This window comes from Streptomyces sp. NPDC048192 (genome assembly GCF_043202415.1).
Taxonomy (GTDB): Bacteria; Actinomycetota; Actinomycetes; order Streptomycetales; family Streptomycetaceae; genus Streptomyces.
The window spans coordinates 280,355-297,384 of sequence record NZ_JBIDAL010000009.1 but is presented as its reverse complement, the minus strand read 5'-3'; the positions used below and the strand labels follow the sequence as shown (position 1 = coordinate 297,384).

The following is a 17,030-nucleotide window of genomic DNA, read 5'->3' as shown; positions in this document are numbered from 1 at the left end:
TTCGAAGGTGATCCAGTGACCATGACAGAAAGGGACGGATAACCGGTGTCGACGCCGTTCTATGTCTCACCTCAGCAGGCCATGGCCGACCGGGCGGAGTACGCCCGCAAGGGCATCGCGCGTGGCCGGAGCCTGGTCGTGCTGCAGTACGCCGACGGCATTGTGTTCGTCGGTGAGAACCCGTCCCGTGCGCTGCACAAGTTCAGCGAGATCTATGACCGGATCGGTTTCGCGGCCGCCGGCAAGTACAACGAGTACGAGAATCTGCGGATCGGTGGTGTGCGGTATGCCGATCTGCGGGGTTATACCTATGACCGTGACGATGTGACCGCCCGTGGTCTGGCGAACGTGTACGCCCAGACGCTGGGCACGATCTTCTCCTCGGCGGCCGAGAAGCCGTACGAGGTGGAGCTGGTCGTGGCCGAGGTGGGGGAGACGCCGGCGGGTGACCAGATCTACCGGCTGCCGCATGACGGTTCGATCGTGGACGAGCACGGTTCGGTCGCGGTGGGCGGCAATGCGGAGCAGATCAGCGGTTTCCTCGATCAGCGGCATCGCGACGGCATGAGCCTGGCGGAGGCGCTGAAGCTGGCGGTGCAGGCGCTGTCGCGTGACACCAATGGCAGCGAGCGGGAGATTCCCGCGGAGCGTCTGGAGGTGGCGGTGCTGGACCGTACGCGTCCGCAGCGCCGCAAGTTCAAGCGGATCGTGGGGCGTCAGCTGTCGCGTCTGCTGGCGGCGGACGGCGCGGCCACGGAGGCGGAGAGTGCCGAGGAGGACGGTTCCGAGGAGGAGTGACGCCGTCGCTCGATCGTCTGCTCGTGTGTGCCCCGGCCGGGTCTCGGCCGGGGCACACGGCGTTCGGGGCCGCGGGGGTCTCGGGCAGGCTCTAGAGGGCCGGTGGTGGGGCGGTGGAGCCGCGGACGACGAGCTGGACCGGGATGTCGCCGCTGTCGGGCCGGCGGCCGTCCAGGACGGCGAGGAGGGCGTGCATGCCGCGTTCGCCGAAGCGTTCGGCGTCGAGTCGTATGGTGGTCAGTTCGGGGTCGATGGCGGTGGCGAGGCCGAGGTCGTCGACGCCGGTGACGGAGATGTCGTCGGGGATGCGCAGGCCGAGGCGGCGGATGGCCTTGTAGGCGCCGGCGGCGAGTTTGTCGTCGTCGCAGACGATGGCGGTGGGGCGGGGGCCGGGTGCGGTGAGCGCGGTCTCGGTGGCGGTGAGGGCGCCTTCGATGGAGATCGGGGCGCGGGCGGTCCGGAAGTGTGCGCCGGGTAGGGCCGCCATGCGTGTCGCCAGTTCTCTGGCGCGGATCTCGAAGGTCCAGGAGGGTACGTCGGCGGCGAGGTGCAGGATCCGGCGGTGGCCGAGTCCGGTCAGGTGCTCGGTGACCTGGCGGATGCCGTCGGTGATGTCGAGGTTGACGGTGGCGGCGCCGAGGCTGCCGTGGGGGTCGCTGTCGAGCATGACGAGGGGGAGCTGGTCGCCGCGGATGGCGGTGAGGGCGTCGGCGGCCATGGAGGAGGCGATGACGCCGTCGAGGGCGGCCTGTGCGGAGGCGAAGGGGTCGCGGGCGGGGCCGATGCCTTCGGGGGAGGGGTAGAGGACGACGCCGAAGCCGTGGTCGGCGGCGACGCGGGCGGCGCCGGTGTAGACGCCGGCGAAGAACTCGGTCGTGAGGGCGGGGACGACGAGCAGGACGGTGCGGGTGCGGCCGAGGCGGAGGTTGCGGGCGGCGAGGTTGGGGCGGTAGCCGAGGTCGCGTGCGGCGTCGCGGACGCGGGCGGCGGTGGTTTCGGAGACGCGGCCGCGCCATTTGTCGCCGAGGACGAGGGAGACGGCGGCCTGGGAGACTCCGGCCGCCTGGGCGACGTCGCGGCTGGTCGGGCGGGTGCTGCTGCGTGCCACCGGGGGCCTGCCTCTTCGTGTGGACGTGCGAACTGGGCACATGGTACGTATGACGGCGGGGGTTATACGTAAAACTTCCGCTGGAGGGCGGCACATGGCCACGGACTATCTGGAGATACTCCGGGCGCGGCACGCGCTCCGGCTGCTGACCGGCACCCTGGTGGGGCGGCTGCCGAACGCGACGGCTGCGATCGCGCTGGTGCTGTTCGTGCGCGCGGAAGGGGGCACCTACAGCCTCGCGGGCGCTCTGGCGGCGGTCTACGGCGTCGCCAACGCGGTCGGTCAGCCGGTGCTGGGCCGGCTGGTGGATCTGCACGGCCAGCCGCGTGTGCAGTTGCCGGCGGCTGTTCTGGCGGCCGGGTCGATGGCGGTGTTCGCCTTCTGCGGCACCGGCTCGCTGCCGCTGGCGTACGCGGCGGTGGGGGCGGCGGGTCTGTTCACGCCGCCGCTGGAGGGCGGTCTGCGGGCGCTGTGGCCGTCGGTGCTGCGCGGGGAGGAGCGGGTCCACACGGCGTACGCCCTGGACGCGATCGCGCAGGAGATCATGTTCACGGTGGGGCCGCTGCTGGTGACGCTGTGCGTGTCGGTGTGGGACGAGCGCGCGGCGCTGCTGGTGCTGAACCTGCTGGGGGTGCTGGGCGCGCTGTCGGTGGTGGTGTCGCCGCCTTCGCGGGCGTGGCGGTCGGCGCCGCGTGAGGCCCACTGGCTGGGCGCGCTGCGGTCGCCGGGCCTGCTGGCGCTGCTGGGCGCCTTTCTGTTCGTGGGGATCGCGCTGGGTTCCATCACGGTGGCGTCCGTGTCGTACGCCGACGGTCACGGTGGTGACGCGGTGTACGGCTGGATGATGGCGGGGCTGGGGCTCGGTGCGCTGCTGGGGGGCTCGGTGTACGGAGCCCGTGCCTGGGGTGGTTCGCCGGAGCGGCGACTGCGGGTGCTGGTGGCGTCTCTGGCGGTGTGTTACCTGCCGCTCACGCTGACGCCGCAGGCGGTGCCCATGGTGCTGCTGTCGGTGCTCTCCGGGGTGTTCCTGGCGCCGTGCATCGCCTGCGCGTTCATCATCGTGGACCGGCATGCGCCGAGCGGGACGGTGACGGAGGCGTTCTCGTGGCTCGTGACGACGTTCACGGTGGGCGCGTCGGTGGGGACGGGCGTGGCGGGGCCGGTGGTCCAGGCGGGTGGCACGGTGTGGGGGTTCGCGGTTCCGGGTGCGGCGGGAGCGGTGTCGTTGCTGGTGCTGCTGGCCACGGGGCGGGTCCTCACAGCTCCGGTGCGGGGCGGGGTCGTTGCGTCTTCATCGGAAAATGATCCAAATCGTGCTGTCGAACCCCGTTTCAGCTCGGGGGATCGGGCGTAATGTTCAGTCATGGACCGCCGCATTTTCGGGCTGGAGAACGAGTACGGCGTCACGTGCACGTTCAGGGGACAGCGGCGCCTGTCTCCTGACGAGGTGGCGCGGTACCTCTTCCGCCGTGTCGTGTCATGGGGCCGCAGCAGCAATGTCTTTCTGCGAAACGGCGCCCGGTTGTATCTCGACGTGGGCTCACATCCGGAATACGCGACACCCGAGTGTGACAATGTGATCGAGCTGGTCACCCACGACAAGGCCGGCGAGCGCATTCTCGAAGGACTCCTGGTGGACGCGGAACGACGCCTGCACGAGGAGGGAATCGCGGGCGACGTCTACCTGTTCAAGAACAACACGGACTCGGCGGGCAACTCCTACGGCTGCCACGAGAACTATCTGGTGGCGCGGCACGGGGAGTTCTCGCGGCTCGCGGACATCCTGATCCCGTTCCTGGTCACACGGCAGCTGCTGTGCGGCGCGGGGAAGGTGCTGCAGACGCCGCGTGGTGCGGTGTACTGCGTGAGTCAGCGGGCGGAGCACATCTGGGAGGGTGTGTCCTCGGCGACGACCCGTTCGAGGCCGATCATCAACACGCGTGACGAGCCGCACGCGGACGCGGAGCGTTACCGCAGGCTGCACGTCATCGTCGGTGACTCGAACATGTCCGAGACGACGATGCTGCTCAAGGTCGGTGCGACCGATCTGGTGCTGCGCATGATCGAGGCGGGCACGGTGATGCGCGACCTGACGCTGGAGAACCCGATCCGGGCGATCCGCGAGGTGAGCCACGACATCACCGGCCGGCGCAAGGTGCGGCTGGCGAGCGGCCGCGAGGCATCCGCGCTGGAGGTGCAGCGCGAGTACTTCGACAAGGCCGTGGACTTCTGCGACCGCCGCGGGATCCGCACGGGCACGGTCGCGCAGGTCCTGGAGCTGTGGGGCCGCACGCTGGACGCGATCGAGACCGAGGAGCTGGACCGGATCGCCACCGAGATCGACTGGGTGATGAAGTACAAGCTCATCGAGCGGTACCGGTCGAAGAACAACATGACGATGTCGCATCCGCGGGTCGCGCAGATAGACCTCGCCTACCACGACATCCACCGTCGTCGTGGCCTGTACTACCTGCTGGAGAAGAAGGGTCAGGCGGCCCGGGTCTGCAACGACTTGAAGATCTTCGAGGGCAAGTCGGTTCCGCCGCAGACGACTCGGGCGCGGCTGCGCGGCGACTTCATCCGGCGGGCACAGGAACAGCGCAGGGACTTCACGGTCGACTGGGTGCATCTGAAGCTCAACGACCAGGCGCAGCGCACCGTGTTGTGCAAGGACCCGTTCCGTTCGGTGGACGACCGGGTGGAGAAGCTGATCGCCGGAATGTAGTGCAAGACGGGTGAGTCAAGCGTTTCCGGTGTGAAATGCCGGAACGCCACACGGGCGTCGTACGTTTCTCGTACGGCGCCCTGCTCACGCCGTAGAGTTGCGCGCACGCCATCCGCAAGATCGACCGATTACGAGGCTCTTCCGTGCGCCGACGCTCACTTCTCCTCGCCGCCGTTCCCGCCGGACTGGTCACTGTGTCCGCGTGCGGTGACAACAAGTCCGGATCCAGCAAGGCCGGTGTCTCGCCGTCGCCGTCGCCGTCGGTGTCCACGGCTCCTCCGCCGAAGATCGTGGACGCTCCGCTGCCGGCGATCACGGGGGGCACGAAGTTCGGGGAGAAGCCGGCCGTGGCGAAGGGCCCCGGCGCGCCGTCGAAGGACCTGGCGGTGAAGACGGTGATCGCGGGCGGTGGCCGCGCGATCGCGGAGAACGACTTCATCCAGGCGAACTACCTGGGCCAGATCTGGGACACGGGCAAGGTCTTCGACAACTCCTACGACCGCAAGCGCCCGCTGGTGATGCAGCTCGCCCAGGGCAGCATCATCGACGGCTGGCGGTACGGGCTGGCGGGGAGGAAGACCGGCAGCCGGGTCCTGATGGCGGTGCCGCCGACCTGGGGTTACGGCAAGGAAGGCAACGCGCAGGCGGGGATCAAGGGCACGGACACGCTGGTGTTCGTGATCGACCTGATCGACTCGTTCAACTCCAAGAGCTCGGCGAAGGGCAGGGCGGTGCCGCAGACGGACGCCGCGCTGCCGAAGGTGGGCACGAACACCGACGGCGCGGTCCCGAAGGTGACGGTCCCGAAGACGGCGGCGCCGAAGAAGCTGGTGTCGACGTATGTCCTCGAGGGCGACGGGCCGGAGCTGAAGGCCGACCAGACGGTGCTGTGCCAGTTCCAGGGGCTGGTGTGGGACGGTGGCAAGACGTTTCAGCGGACGTACGGCTCGGGCCGGCTGAGCCAGTTCGCGCTGGAGCAGATGCAGCAGGCGGTGAAGGGGCTGGCGCAGGGGCTGACCGGCAAGAAGGTGGGCAGCCGGGTGCTGATCGTGGTGCCGCCGGAGCTGGGGTACGGCGACACTCCGCCGAGCGGTGGTGTCATCAAGAAGGGCTCGACGCTGGTGTTCACGGTGGACATCCTCGCCGCGATGTAGCAGGCGGTGACCGTCTCCCTGCCGTCTCCGTGCCGTGTTGGTGACGGGGCCGGTGTCCGTGGCGGGCGGCGGGCGGCCGGGATGAAAGACTGTCGGCGTTTCGTGTCGTACACAAGCAGGAGCTTTTGACGTGAGCATCGAGAAGCCCGAGATCGACTTCCCGGGCGGCGAGCCGCCGGCGGACCTCGAGATCAAGGACATCTGGGAGGGCGACGGGCCGGTGGCGCAGGCCGGCCAGACCGTCACCGTCCACTACGTGGGTGTCGCCTTCAGCACCGGCGAGGAGTTCGACGCCAGCTGGAACCGGGGCACCCCGTTCCGCTTCCCGCTGGGCGCGGGCCGGGTCATCGCGGGCTGGGACCAGGGTGTGCAGGGCATGAAGGTCGGCGGCCGCCGCCAGCTGACCATCCCCGCCCACCTCGCCTACGGCGACCAGAGCCCGACCCCGGCGATCAAGCCGGGCGAGACGCTGATCTTCGTGGTGGACCTGCTGGGCGTCTGATCCCCGCCGGATCCCCGCCCGGTCCCCACGGGACCGACACCTGATCGGCAGCCCGGATCCGACCGGATCCGATCACCTGGGGCCCATGCCTGTGCGGGCATGGGCCCTCGGCTTTTGCCGGTGCCCCCCGGAGCGGTACGGTCATCGGTCGGAAGCACCATAGGAAAGGCGAAGGGCGTCGATGGCCATTGCCAAGGCCGAGCGGCTGATGAACCTCGCGCTGTGTCTGCTCGGCACACGGCGGCCTCTGAGCAAGCGTGAGCTGCGCGAGTCCATCGAGGCCTACCTCGAAGCGGGCAGTGACGACTCCTTCAACCGGATGTTCGAGCGGGACAAGGACGACCTGCGCGAGCTGGGCCTGGTGATCGAGACGGTCGAGAACCTGGACGGCGAGGTCGGCTATCTCGCCCGCCGGGACAGCAACCGGCTGCCGCCCATCACCCTGGACGCCGAGGAGGCCGCGGCGCTCGGGCTCGCCGCGAAGGTGTGGCAGCAGGCCCGCCTGGCCGGGGCGGCCAGCGGCGCCCTGCAGAAGCTGCGGGCCGCGGGGCTGCCCGAGGACGTCGACCCGTACGAGGCGCACGGCGCCCTGGAGCCGCGTATCCCGGTGCACGAGGCCGCCTTCGAGCCGCTGATGCTGGCCTGCCGCGACCGCCGCCCGGTCGTCTTCGACTACCGCAAGGCCTCCGCCGCCCACCCCGAGCCCCGGCACGTCGAGCCGTGGGCGCTGGAGTGCTGGCGCGGCCACTGGTACCTGGCCGGCTGGGACCGCGACCGGGGCGCCGAGCGCGTCTTCCGGCTGTCCCGGATCACCGGCCGGGTCCGCTCGCGCGGCACGGGCTTCACCGCGCCGGTGCCCGACGTCGTCACCGTGCGGGAGACCGTCGCGAGCTGGGCGGGCGAGATCGCCGACGGCACGGCGCTGATCCGGCTGCGTTCCGGCGCCGGTTACCCCCTTCGGGCGAAGGCCACCCGGGTGCGGGAACTCGGCGACGGCTGGGACGAGTTGGAGATTCCGTACGGGCACGGCCTGGACGCCTGGCTGGTGGAGTTCGGGCCGGACGTGGTGGTGCTGGAGCCGGCCGAGCTGCGCGCCGACGTGGTGGACCGGCTGCGTGCCGTGGCCAAGGGCTGAGGGGGAGCGGGACTGTGGCAGGCAAACCGGTCAGGACGGTGAACGCCATCGACCAGACCCGGCGGATGCTGTCCCTGGTGACCTATCTCAGGGAGCGGCCCGGCGCGCGGATCGCGGACGTGGCGCGCGCCTTCGGCATCACCGAGGACGAGCTGGTCGCCGACCTGGATCTGCTGCCGATGTGCGGCACCAGCTTCCGCGGCGGCGATCTGCTGGACATCGACACCGACGGCGAGCGGATCTGGTGGCACAACCCGGCCGCGCTCGGCGAGGACGCGGCCGAGCCGCTGCGGCTGGCCGCCGACGAGGCGACCGCGCTGCTGGTGGCCGCGCGCGCCGTCTCGACCCTGCCCGGGCTGCGCGAGAGCGACCGGCAGGCCCTGCTGCGGGCCACCGCCAAGGTGGAGGCCGCCGCCGGTGAGGCCGCGGGCGCCAGCGCCCGGCTGTCGGTGACCTTCGAGTCCGAGGGCGGGGTCTTCGCCGACGTCGACCGGGCGATCTCCGAGCGCCGCCGGCTGTGGATCCGCTACTACTCCCCGGCCCGCGACGAGGTCACCGAGCGGGAGATCGACCCGATCCGCCTGGTCAGCGTCGGCCACACCTATGTGGAGGCCTGGTGCCGGCGCTCCGAGGCGCGGCGCACCTTCCGGCTGGACCGGGTCGCGGAGATCCGGATCCTGGACGAGCCGTCGGCGCCGCCCGAGGTGGAGCTGCGCGATCTGTCCGAGGCCCTGGTGCAGCCGGCCGCCGAGGACCCCGAGGTCGTGGTCGAGGTCGGGCCGGGCGGCCGCTGGGTGGCCGAGTACTACCCGCACGACAGCGCCGATGAGCTTCCCGACGGCGGGCTGCGTATCACCCTGCGCACCCCCGATCCGGCCTCGCTGCGCCGGCTGGCCCTCCGGCTCGGCCGCGACGGGCGGATCGTCTCCCCGCCGGAGCTGGCCGACAGCGCCCGCAGAGCGGCGGCGGAGGCGCTGGCGGCGTACGACACGGCGCAGCCGGCGTGAGCGGCCGGGGCGCCGAGCGCCCCCATGGCGCCGCGGCCGGCGAGGGCGCACCGCCGGCGGGCGAACGACCACGAGGAGGAGCGAGGCCTGTGAGCGAGCGTGCGGGTGAGATGACGGTGGCGGCCGCCTTCGCCGGGATGAGAAGAGCGGTCCCCGTGGTGTTCCGGGCGGGCTGCCCGGACTGCCGGGGCCGCTTCGAGCTGGCCGCGAGCGCGCTGCGCCTCGCCATCGGCGCGAGCAGCCGGACCACGTTCTACTCCTTCACCTGCCCCGAGTGCGGCGCGGCCGTCCGCAAGCCGGCGGGGGAGCGCATCGTCGAGCTGCTCACGGGCGGCGGGGTCAGGACGCTCAGGCTGCACTCCACGGCGTAGGCGGCTGCGGTCCGCCGCCGGGGACGGTTTAGTCTCGACGTCATGTTCTGGCCGATGTTCGCGGTAGCGCTGGGTTTCCTGGGTCTCGCGGTGCTGGGGGTGCTCGCCGTCCGGGTCTTTCTGGAGGCCCGGCGCCTCGGGCAGCAGGTCGCGGACTCCGCGCGCCGGATCAACAGGGCGGCGGAGGACCTGGAGCGGGCGGCGGTCAGTGCGGCACGGGCCGCCGATGCGCTGTGAGGCCCCGTAGGCCGGTCCGGCGCAGGCTGTCGATGCCCTGTGAGACCGCGCAGTCAATGCGCTTTGGGTCACTTCGCCCTGTCACCCGACCGGTCCGTCCAGGTACGCTGCAGATCGCGGCCCGGAGAGTTGAGGCGCGGTCCGCACAGAGAGCGGGAGTACGCACGGGGATTGTCCTACGTTCACCCCTGGGCGCTACGATCGCTGCCAGCACGATGGTCAGACACTTGTCCGACCCGTCGGACATGCCCCGCCGCCCCGCCTCAGTGAGAAGGTGAAGACTTATGTTCCGCAACGCACTTGAGCCGTGGCACATTGTGTTGCTGATCCTGGTGATCGTCCTCGTGTTCGGTTCCAAGAAGCTTCCGGACATGGCCCGCTCGCTCGGCAAGTCGGCGCGCATCCTCAAGAGCGAGGCCAAGGCGATGAAGGAAGAGGGCAAGGCGGCGTACAACTCCGCGGAGCCCGCCGAGGAGCAGACCCCGGCCCAGCGCACCATCCAGGCCGCGCCCGGCGACGTCAACAGCTCCCGGCCGGTCAGCGAGCCGACGGACACGACCACCCAGCGCTGACGCGAGGACCGGGAGATTCCGGTCCGCTGCACGAGATGAGGATGTGGGTTGCTCAAGTCTGCCCGCAAGCAGGAGAGGGATCCCGAGGGGCGGATGCCGCTCGCGGATCATTTGCGTGAGCTGCGCAACCGGCTCGCGAAGGGTGTCCTGGCGATTCTCGTGGTCACGATCGTGGCCGCGTTCTTCTACCAGGACATCATCAACTTCATCACCGAGCCGCTCCTGCGCTCGGTCGGCTGCTCGCAGTCCTTCGGGCAGCTGGCCAAGTCGAAGAACGTCCACTGCGCGCACCTCACGGTCAGCGGCCTGCTGACGCCCTTCACGCTGGCGCTGAAGGCCTCGCTGACCGCCGGCATCGTGGTGGCGTCGCCGATCTGGCTCTACCAGCTGTGGGCCTTCGTGGCGCCGGGCCTGCACCGCCACGAGAAGAAGTACGCCTACGGCTTCGTCGGCTTCGGCTTCCCGCTCTTCATCGGCGGTGGCTACGTCGCCTACCACGTGCTGCCCACCACGGCGAAGGTGATGATCGATCTCACGCCCAAGGGCGCGGAGAACCTGCTGCCGCTGGACAACATGCTCGACCTGGTGACGCGCATGGTGGTGGTCTTCGGCCTCGCCTTCGAGATGCCGCTGCTGCTCGTCATGCTCAACCTCACCGGCATCGTCTCCGGCAGACGCATGCTCGGCTGGTGGCGGGGCATGGTCGTCGGCATCGCCGCCTTCGCCGCCGTGGCCACGCCCGGCGCCGACCCGATCTCGATGCTGGCGCTCGCGGCGCCGATCTGGCTGCTGTTCTTCGTCGCCGTGGCCGTCTCGCTGTTCAACGACCGGCGCCGGGCGCGCCGGGAGGCCGAGGGCCCCGCCGACGACGAGGCCTCAGAACTGGACCTCACCCCCGAGGACATCGGCGAGATCGAGCCGGTGACCGCCAGCAGCGCCCCCGAGCCGCCGGGCACCGACCACGTCAACGGCTACGACGACGTGACCTGAGCCGCTCCGCACCGCACGGAACACCACGACGGCGCCCCCGCCCCGGAAGGGACGGGGCGCCGTCGTGGCAGGTGGGCCGACGTTCGGGATAATGATCGTCCTGTTGTCGGTGCGGCCCGGTACGCTCGAAAGCACGATGACAGAGGACCTCTCACCGGCCGAGCGGTACGCGGCAGCCCGCAGGCGGGCAGCCGAGCAGGCCACCGCGCTCGCGTCCTTCCGCGAGATGTACGACTTCGGCCTCGACCCCTTCCAGATCGAGGCCTGCCAGGCACTCGAGGCCGGCAAGGGCGTCCTGGTGGCCGCCCCCACCGGCTCCGGCAAGACGATCGTGGGCGAGTTCGCCGTCCACCTCGCCCTGCAGCAGGGCAAGAAGTGCTTCTACACGACACCCATCAAGGCGCTGTCGAACCAGAAGTACGCCGACCTGTGCCGCCGCTACGGCACCGGCAAGGTGGGCCTGCTCACCGGCGACAACAGCGTGAACTCCGAGGCGCCGGTGGTCGTGATGACCACCGAGGTCCTGCGGAACATGCTCTACGCCGGCTCCCAGACCCTGCTGGGCCTCGGCTACGTGGTCATGGACGAGGTGCACTACCTCTCCGACCGCTTCCGCGGCGCCGTCTGGGAAGAGGTGATCATCCACCTGCCCGAGTCGGTGACGCTGGTGTCACTGTCGGCGACCGTCTCCAACGCCGAGGAGTTCGGCGACTGGCTGGACACCGTCCGCGGCGACACCGAGGTGATCGTCTCCGAGCACCGGCCCGTGCCCCTGTTCCAGCACGTGCTCGCCGGACGGCGGATGTACGACCTGTTCGAGGAGGGGGAGGGCCACAAGAAGGCCGTCAACCCCGACCTGGCGCGCCTGGCCCGCATGGAGGCCACCAGACCGTCGTACCAGGACCGCAGACGCGGCAGGTCCATGCGCGAGGCCGACCGGGAGCGGGAGCGCCGGCAGCGCTCGCGGGTGTGGACACCGGGCCGGCCCGAGGTCATCGAGCGCCTGGACTCCGAGGGCCTGCTCCCGGCGATCACCTTCATCTTCAGCCGCGCCGCCTGCGAGGCCGCCGTCCAGCAGTGCCTGTACGCGGGCCTCAGGCTCAACGACGAGGAGGCGCGCGAACAGGTCCGCGCCCTGGTCGAGGAGCGCACCGCGCACATCGCGTCCGAGGACCTGCACGTCCTCGGCTACTACGAGTGGCTGGAGGGCCTGGAGCGCGGCATCGCCGCCCACCACGCGGGCATGCTGCCGACCTTCAAGGAGGTCGTGGAGGAACTGTTCGTCCGCGGCCTGGTCAAGGCGGTGTTCGCCACCGAGACCCTCGCGCTCGGCATCAACATGCCCGCCCGCTCGGTCGTGCTGGAAAAGCTCGTCAAGTGGAACGGCGAGCAGCACGCCGACATCACCCCCGGCGAGTACACCCAGCTCACCGGCCGCGCCGGCCGCCGGGGCATCGACGTCGAGGGCCACGCCGTCGTGCTGTGGCAGCGCGGCATGAGCCCCGAGCACCTCGCCGGTCTCGCGGGCACGCGCACGTACCCGCTGCGCTCCAGCTTCAAGCCGTCGTACAACATGGCGGTCAATCTGGTGGAGCAGTTCGGCCGGCACCGCTCCCGCGAGCTGCTGGAGACCTCCTTCGCGCAGTTCCAGGCGGACAGGTCGGTGGTCGGGATCTCCCGCCAGGTGCAGCGCAACGAAGAGGGTCTGGCCGGCTACAAGGCCTCCATGACGTGCCACCTCGGCGACTTCGAGGAGTACGCGCGGCTGCGCCGCGAGCTGAAGGACCGGGAGACCGAGCTGGCCCGGCAGGGCGCGGCCCAGCGCCGGGCGGAGGCCGCCGTCGCCCTGGAGAAGCTCAAGCCGGGCGACGTCATCCACGTGCCCACGGGCAAGTACGCGGGCCTCGCGCTGGTGCTGGACCCGGGCCTGCCCGCGGGCCGTTCCAACGGCCATCGCGGCTTCGACCACCACGACGGCCCGCGTCCACTGGTGCTGACCGCCGAACGGCAGGTCAAGCGGCTGGCGTCGATGGACTTCCCGGTGCCGGTGGAGCCGCTGGACCGGATGCGGATCCCGAAGTCGTTCAACCCGCGCTCGCCGCAGTCCCGCAGGGACCTGGCCTCGGCGCTGCGCACGAAGGCCGGGCACATCCCGCCGGAGCGGGCCCGCAAGAAGCGCTCGCAGGCCGCCGACGACCGCGAGATCGCCCGGCTGCGCACCGCGCTGCGCGCCCACCCCTGCCACGGCTGCGACGACCGCGAGGACCACGCCCGCTGGGCCGAGCGCTACCACCGGCTGCTGCGCGACACCTCGCAGCTGGAGCGCCGTATCGAGGGCCGTACGAACACCATCGCGCGGACCTTCGACCGGATCGTCGCGCTGCTGACCGAGCTGGACTATCTGCGCGGCGACGAGGTCACCGAGCACGGCAGACGGCTCGCCCGGCTGTACGGCGAACTGGACCTGCTGGCCAGCGAGTGCCTGCGCGAGCGGGTCTGGGAGGGGCTCAGCCCCGCCGAACTCGCCGCCTGCGTCTCGGCGCTGGTGTACGAGGCGCGGGTCGGCGACGACGCGATGGCGCCCAAGCTGCCCTCGGGCAAGGCGAAGGCCGCGCTCGGCGAGATGATCCGCATCTGGGGCCGGCTGGACGGTCTGGAGGAGGATTTCCGGATCAGCCAGACCGAGGGCGTCGGGCAGCGCGAGCCCGATCTGGGCTTCGCCTGGGCCGCGTACATGTGGGCCTCGGGCAAGGGCCTGGACGAGGTGCTGCGCGAGGCGGACATGCCCGCCGGTGACTTCGTGCGGTGGTGCAAGCAGGTCATCGACGTGCTGGGCCAGATCTCCGCGGCGGCTCCTACGGAGGACTCGACCGTGGGGAAGGCCGCGCGCAAGGCCACGGAGCAACTGCTGCGGGGTGTGGTCGCCTACTCGTCGGTGGGCTGACCGAGGGCCCTTTCCGGGCGGATGCGCGGGCTCCCCCGCAGGGGTGATCCGCATCCGGTCCGTGGCTCCGGTGTCAGGGGTCGTACGAGCCGTTCACCTATCACGGTGAGCGGCTTTCGTACGCTCGTGCGGCCTCACTGTGTGTGTTCGAACGAACGCCCGCCGTGCAAATGGAGCCGAGCGTACTCCTGCCGTACGGGCGATTTCAGGTGCTTGCCGAATATGACACGGCGATGATCCGGTCGGACTAAGCTCGCCCGCGGCGCACCGAGTTGAGGTGAATTCGTGCGCCTGTTCCCAATCATGCGTTAGATCCCGACAGTTCCATGAACCTTCCCCCCGCAAGCTCTTCCGACACCCAGCCGATTCGTCTCAGAAGGCATCCATGGTGAGTGTGCAGAAGCCTCCCGGTGGCCGTGAACGTCCCTACGCGCGCGTGCTGTTGCCGCCGGCCATAGTGATGGCCGCCGCGATCGGTGCGGCCCTCGCCCTGGGCCCGGCGTCGGCCCGGGTCGCCGTCGGCGCGGTCGGGGCCGTGGCCCTGCTCCTGATCCTCGCCACGGGCGCGGAGGCCGCCCGCCGCGGCAGGACGCTGCGCGCCGAACGGGCCGAGAACGCCCGGCACACCGCGTATCTGGAGCACCGGCTCGCCGCCCACGACGAGCTGATGATGCGCTTCGCCACCGAGGTCATCCCCAACGGCCATCTGCGGCTGCGGGCCGGGGAACCGCTGCGCGACGTGATGGTCAACGGCTACGACGTCGACCCCGAACTGCGCGCCCTGCCCGACTCCTACCGCCAGATGTTCCGGGCCGCGATGCGCGGCGCCGACCGCGAGATCTCGATGCGCGACGCCACCGAGCGCTCCTACGTGAGCATCGCCCGCCGCGTCCAGGCCATCGTCCACCAGCAGTCCAACGAACTGCGGGAGATGGAGGAGGACCACGGCCGCAACCCCGAGGTCTTCGACGACCTGCTGCGCATCGACCACGGCACCTCCCTGATCGGCCGGCTCGCCGACACCATCTCCGTCCTCGGCGGCGGCCGCCCCGGCCGGCAGTGGCCGCTGCCGGTCTCCCTCTACAGCACGCTGCGCGGCGCGATGTCGCGCATCCTGGAGTACCGCCGCATCCAGCTCAGCTCCATCGTCAACATCAACATCAAGGGCACCAGCGTCGAGCCGGTCATCCACGCCGCCGCCGAACTCCTCGACAACGCCACCCGCTACTCGCCGCCCACGGCCAAGGTGCACGTCACCGCCACCGAGGTGCAGGCAGGCATCGCCATCGAGATCGAGGACGCCGGCGTCAGCCTCACCGAGGAGTCCCGCGCCCGCATCGAGAAGATGATCGAGGACGCCAAGAACCTCGACGACGCGCACAACCTCGGCGACAGCCCCCGCCTCGGCCTCGCCGTCGTGGGACGGCTGTGCCGGATGTTCGACATGGAAGTCTCGCTGCGGGCCTCCGCCTACGGCGGCTGCCGCGCGATCCTCATCGTGCCCCGCGTGATGACCACCACCGAGCCCGGCGTGGGAGCCGCCCACGGCATCGGCGCGACCGGCACCCCGATGCCCGAGCTGGGCGCCGTCGAGGGCCCCAAGCGCCCGCCCAAGCGGCGCCGCCCCACCAGTCCCAAGATCCCGGCCGGGATCTCCATGGAGGACGACGTCCCGGTGGTCACCGAGTGGACGGCGGGCGGCCTGCCGCAGCGCCGCAGCCGGGTGAAGACCCCGATCAGCCAGCGCTTCGCCGAGCAGGCCGCGATCGAGCAGGCCGAGCGCGAGGGCAGGCCGACGATCTGGTCCCAGCCGAAGCCCGAACCCGAGCCCGAGATCGACGCCGAACGCAAGAGGCTCATGGACCGGCCGCTCGGCCAGGGCATCGAGGACTTCTGGAACGGCCTGCGCAAGGGCATGCCCGAGGACGCCACCGGGCCGGAACTGACCGACTTCACGCGGCACCCGGAAAAGTACGTGCACCTGCTCAACGACTACGCGGACGAGCCCGCCGAGGGCGCCACCGAGGCCGACGACGAGGGGGACCTCAAGTGATCCAGCAGCGAGGCAACATCGACTGGATGCTCAAGCAGCTCAACGACGGCGTGCCGGGCATCGAGATGATCGTGGTCCTCTCCGCGGACGGGCTGCGCATCGCCCGCTACGGCGGCGACCCCGACGCCGCCGACCGCGTCGCCGCCGCCTGCGCGGGCGTACAGAGCCTGGCCGGCGCCATCATCCAGGAACTGCCGGGCGCCGGTGATCTGAAGGTCGTCGTCTTCGAGATCGAGGGCGGCTACTTCTACCTCATGAACGCCGGCGACAACGCCTACCTCGCCGTCCTCGCCGACGTGACCTGCGAACCCGGCCGGATGAGCGGCATGATGCGCGACCTCGTCGTCCGGATCGGCGCCCATCTCACCAGTCCGCCCCGGCGGAACGGGCAGACCGTATGACTCCTCCACGACGCAAACGGCGCGAGCCGGCCCCCCCACCGCCACCACCCCGCCCGGCGCCGCCCGCACCCGCGGAGGGCCAGCCCGCACCCAAGAACCCCGAACGGCTCTACGCCGTAGCCGGATCCGAGGACGGCGCACGCGCCGAACTCGACCTCGTGACGCTGATCGTGGCGCGCGACGCGCCCGAGCCGGCCGCCTCACCGGAGCAGGCCGCCGTCCTGCGGCTGTGCGCCAACCCCCTGTCCGTGGCCGAGCTCTCGGCCTACCTGAACCTGCCGTTCAGCGCGATGACCGTCCTGATCACCGAGCTGATCACGGCCGAACTGGTGCAGGTGCGCGCCCCGGTCGTCCGCCAGGCGCTCCCCGACCGTTCACTCCTCGAAGCGGTGATGCATGGACTTCAACGCCTCTGACACCATCCCCGGCCCACGCACCGAGGACCACCTGCCGCACACCGCCCAGGCCGCGGTGAAGATCGTGATCGTGGGGGGCTTCGGCGTCGGCAAGACCACCATGGTCGGTTCCGTCAGCGAGATCAGACCGCTGACCACCGAGGAGACCATGACCCAGGCCGGCATCGGCGTGGACGACAACTACGGCTCCGAGTCCAAGACGGCGACCACCGTGGCCATGGACTTCGGCCGGATCAGCATCAGCGACAAACTGGTGCTCTACCTCTTCGGCACCCCCGGCCAGGAGCGCTTCTGGTTCCTGTGGAACGGGCTGTTCGAGGGCGCGCTCGGCGCGGTCGTCCTCGTCGACACCCGGCGCCTGGAGGTCAGCTTCGACGTGATGGGCCGGCTGGAGGAACGCGGCGTGCCCTTCGTCGTCGCCGTCAACTCCTTCCCGGACGCGCCCCGTTACCCCCTCGAGGAACTGCGCACCGCACTCGACCTGACCCCGGAGATCCCGATCGTCGACTGCGACGTACGCCGCCGGGCCTCCAGCAAGGAGGTCCTGATGACCCTGATGCGCTTCCTGCACTCCATCGCCCTGTCCCGCGCCCTCGCCTGACCGCGCGCCGACCGAC

At 70.6% G+C, this 17,030-nt stretch carries 17 protein-coding genes; 16 read left to right on the top strand and 1 reads right to left on the bottom strand.

What is annotated here, in order from left to right; translation table 11 throughout:
* The first annotated feature begins 45 nt into the window (after nucleotides 1-45).
* Nucleotides 46-798 (top strand): proteasome subunit alpha, encoded by a 753-nt coding sequence (prcA, locus tag ACGFZN_RS21455; RefSeq protein ID WP_393860052.1) that lies wholly within the window; start codon nucleotides 46-48, stop codon nucleotides 796-798.
* A 91-nt stretch (nucleotides 799-889) separates the two neighbouring features.
* On the opposite strand, the gene ACGFZN_RS21450 is transcribed toward prcA, so the two are convergent.
* Nucleotides 890-1,906 (bottom strand): LacI family DNA-binding transcriptional regulator, encoded by a 1,017-nt coding sequence (locus ACGFZN_RS21450; protein WP_393860051.1) that lies wholly within the window; start codon nucleotides 1,904-1,906, stop codon nucleotides 890-892.
* 94 nt (nucleotides 1,907-2,000) lie between these two features.
* Here ACGFZN_RS21450 and ACGFZN_RS21445 point away from each other — a divergent pair, with 94 nt between their 5' ends.
* The 15 genes from ACGFZN_RS21445 (at nucleotide 2,001) to ACGFZN_RS21375 (ending at nucleotide 17,014) form a co-directional block, all read left to right on the top strand.
* Nucleotides 2,001-3,260, top strand: a complete 1,260-nt coding sequence (locus ACGFZN_RS21445) for an MFS transporter (RefSeq protein ID WP_393860050.1) — start codon at nucleotides 2,001-2,003, stop codon at nucleotides 3,258-3,260.
* Between the two features lie 9 nt (nucleotides 3,261-3,269).
* Nucleotides 3,270-4,631: a Pup--protein ligase gene (pafA, locus tag ACGFZN_RS21440; protein WP_330341031.1), complete on the top strand. Its 1,362-nt coding sequence runs from the start codon at nucleotides 3,270-3,272 to the stop codon at nucleotides 4,629-4,631.
* A 143-nt stretch (nucleotides 4,632-4,774) separates the two neighbouring features.
* Nucleotides 4,775-5,785: an FKBP-type peptidyl-prolyl cis-trans isomerase gene (locus ACGFZN_RS21435; RefSeq protein WP_393860049.1), complete on the top strand. Its 1,011-nt coding sequence runs from the start codon at nucleotides 4,775-4,777 to the stop codon at nucleotides 5,783-5,785.
* Between the two features lie 130 nt (nucleotides 5,786-5,915).
* Complete coding sequence (locus tag ACGFZN_RS21430; RefSeq protein WP_393860048.1) at nucleotides 5,916-6,287, top strand: FKBP-type peptidyl-prolyl cis-trans isomerase; 372 nt, start codon at nucleotides 5,916-5,918, stop codon at nucleotides 6,285-6,287.
* Nucleotides 6,288-6,468: 181 nt separating this feature from the next.
* Nucleotides 6,469-7,422, top strand: a complete 954-nt coding sequence (locus ACGFZN_RS21425) for a WYL domain-containing protein (RefSeq protein WP_330341034.1) — start codon at nucleotides 6,469-6,471, stop codon at nucleotides 7,420-7,422.
* Between the two features lie 14 nt (nucleotides 7,423-7,436).
* Nucleotides 7,437-8,429, top strand: coding sequence for a helix-turn-helix transcriptional regulator (locus ACGFZN_RS21420; RefSeq protein ID WP_393860047.1), 993 nt, complete (start codon nucleotides 7,437-7,439; stop codon nucleotides 8,427-8,429).
* A gap of 110 nt (nucleotides 8,430-8,539) precedes the next feature.
* Nucleotides 8,540-8,800 (top strand): hypothetical protein, encoded by a 261-nt coding sequence (locus ACGFZN_RS21415; RefSeq protein WP_393860205.1) that lies wholly within the window; start codon nucleotides 8,540-8,542, stop codon nucleotides 8,798-8,800.
* Nucleotides 8,801-8,842: 42 nt separating this feature from the next.
* Nucleotides 8,843-9,037: a hypothetical protein gene (locus tag ACGFZN_RS21410; RefSeq protein ID WP_393860046.1), complete on the top strand. Its 195-nt coding sequence runs from the start codon at nucleotides 8,843-8,845 to the stop codon at nucleotides 9,035-9,037.
* A 284-nt stretch (nucleotides 9,038-9,321) separates the two neighbouring features.
* A complete protein-coding gene (tatA, locus tag ACGFZN_RS21405; RefSeq protein ID WP_393860045.1) occupies nucleotides 9,322-9,609 on the top strand; it encodes a Sec-independent protein translocase subunit TatA in 288 nt (95 codons plus the stop codon).
* 48 nt (nucleotides 9,610-9,657) lie between these two features.
* A complete protein-coding gene (gene tatC / locus ACGFZN_RS21400) occupies nucleotides 9,658-10,599 on the top strand; it encodes a twin-arginine translocase subunit TatC (RefSeq protein ID WP_393860044.1) in 942 nt (313 codons plus the stop codon).
* 91 nt (nucleotides 10,600-10,690) lie between these two features.
* Nucleotides 10,691-13,543 (top strand): DEAD/DEAH box helicase, encoded by a 2,853-nt coding sequence (locus ACGFZN_RS21395; RefSeq protein ID WP_393860043.1) that lies wholly within the window; start codon nucleotides 10,691-10,693, stop codon nucleotides 13,541-13,543.
* A 385-nt stretch (nucleotides 13,544-13,928) separates the two neighbouring features.
* Nucleotides 13,929-15,596: a sensor histidine kinase gene (locus ACGFZN_RS21390; RefSeq protein ID WP_393860042.1), complete on the top strand. Its 1,668-nt coding sequence runs from the start codon at nucleotides 13,929-13,931 to the stop codon at nucleotides 15,594-15,596.
* Nucleotides 15,593-15,997 (top strand): roadblock/LC7 domain-containing protein, encoded by a 405-nt coding sequence (locus ACGFZN_RS21385; RefSeq protein ID WP_393860041.1) that lies wholly within the window; start codon nucleotides 15,593-15,595, stop codon nucleotides 15,995-15,997. Before ACGFZN_RS21390 ends, ACGFZN_RS21385 begins: the two co-directional genes overlap by 4 nt.
* Nucleotides 15,994-16,413 carry a DUF742 domain-containing protein gene (locus ACGFZN_RS21380; protein WP_393860040.1) on the top strand — a complete coding sequence of 140 codons (420 nt, stop codon included), beginning with the start codon at nucleotides 15,994-15,996 and terminating at the stop codon, nucleotides 16,411-16,413. Before ACGFZN_RS21385 ends, ACGFZN_RS21380 begins: the two co-directional genes overlap by 4 nt.
* Nucleotides 16,394-17,014, top strand: a complete 621-nt coding sequence (locus ACGFZN_RS21375) for an ATP/GTP-binding protein (protein WP_393860039.1) — start codon at nucleotides 16,394-16,396, stop codon at nucleotides 17,012-17,014. The genes ACGFZN_RS21380 and ACGFZN_RS21375 overlap by 20 nt, the downstream gene beginning before the upstream one ends.
* The last annotated feature ends 16 nt before the right edge of the window (nucleotides 17,015-17,030 follow it).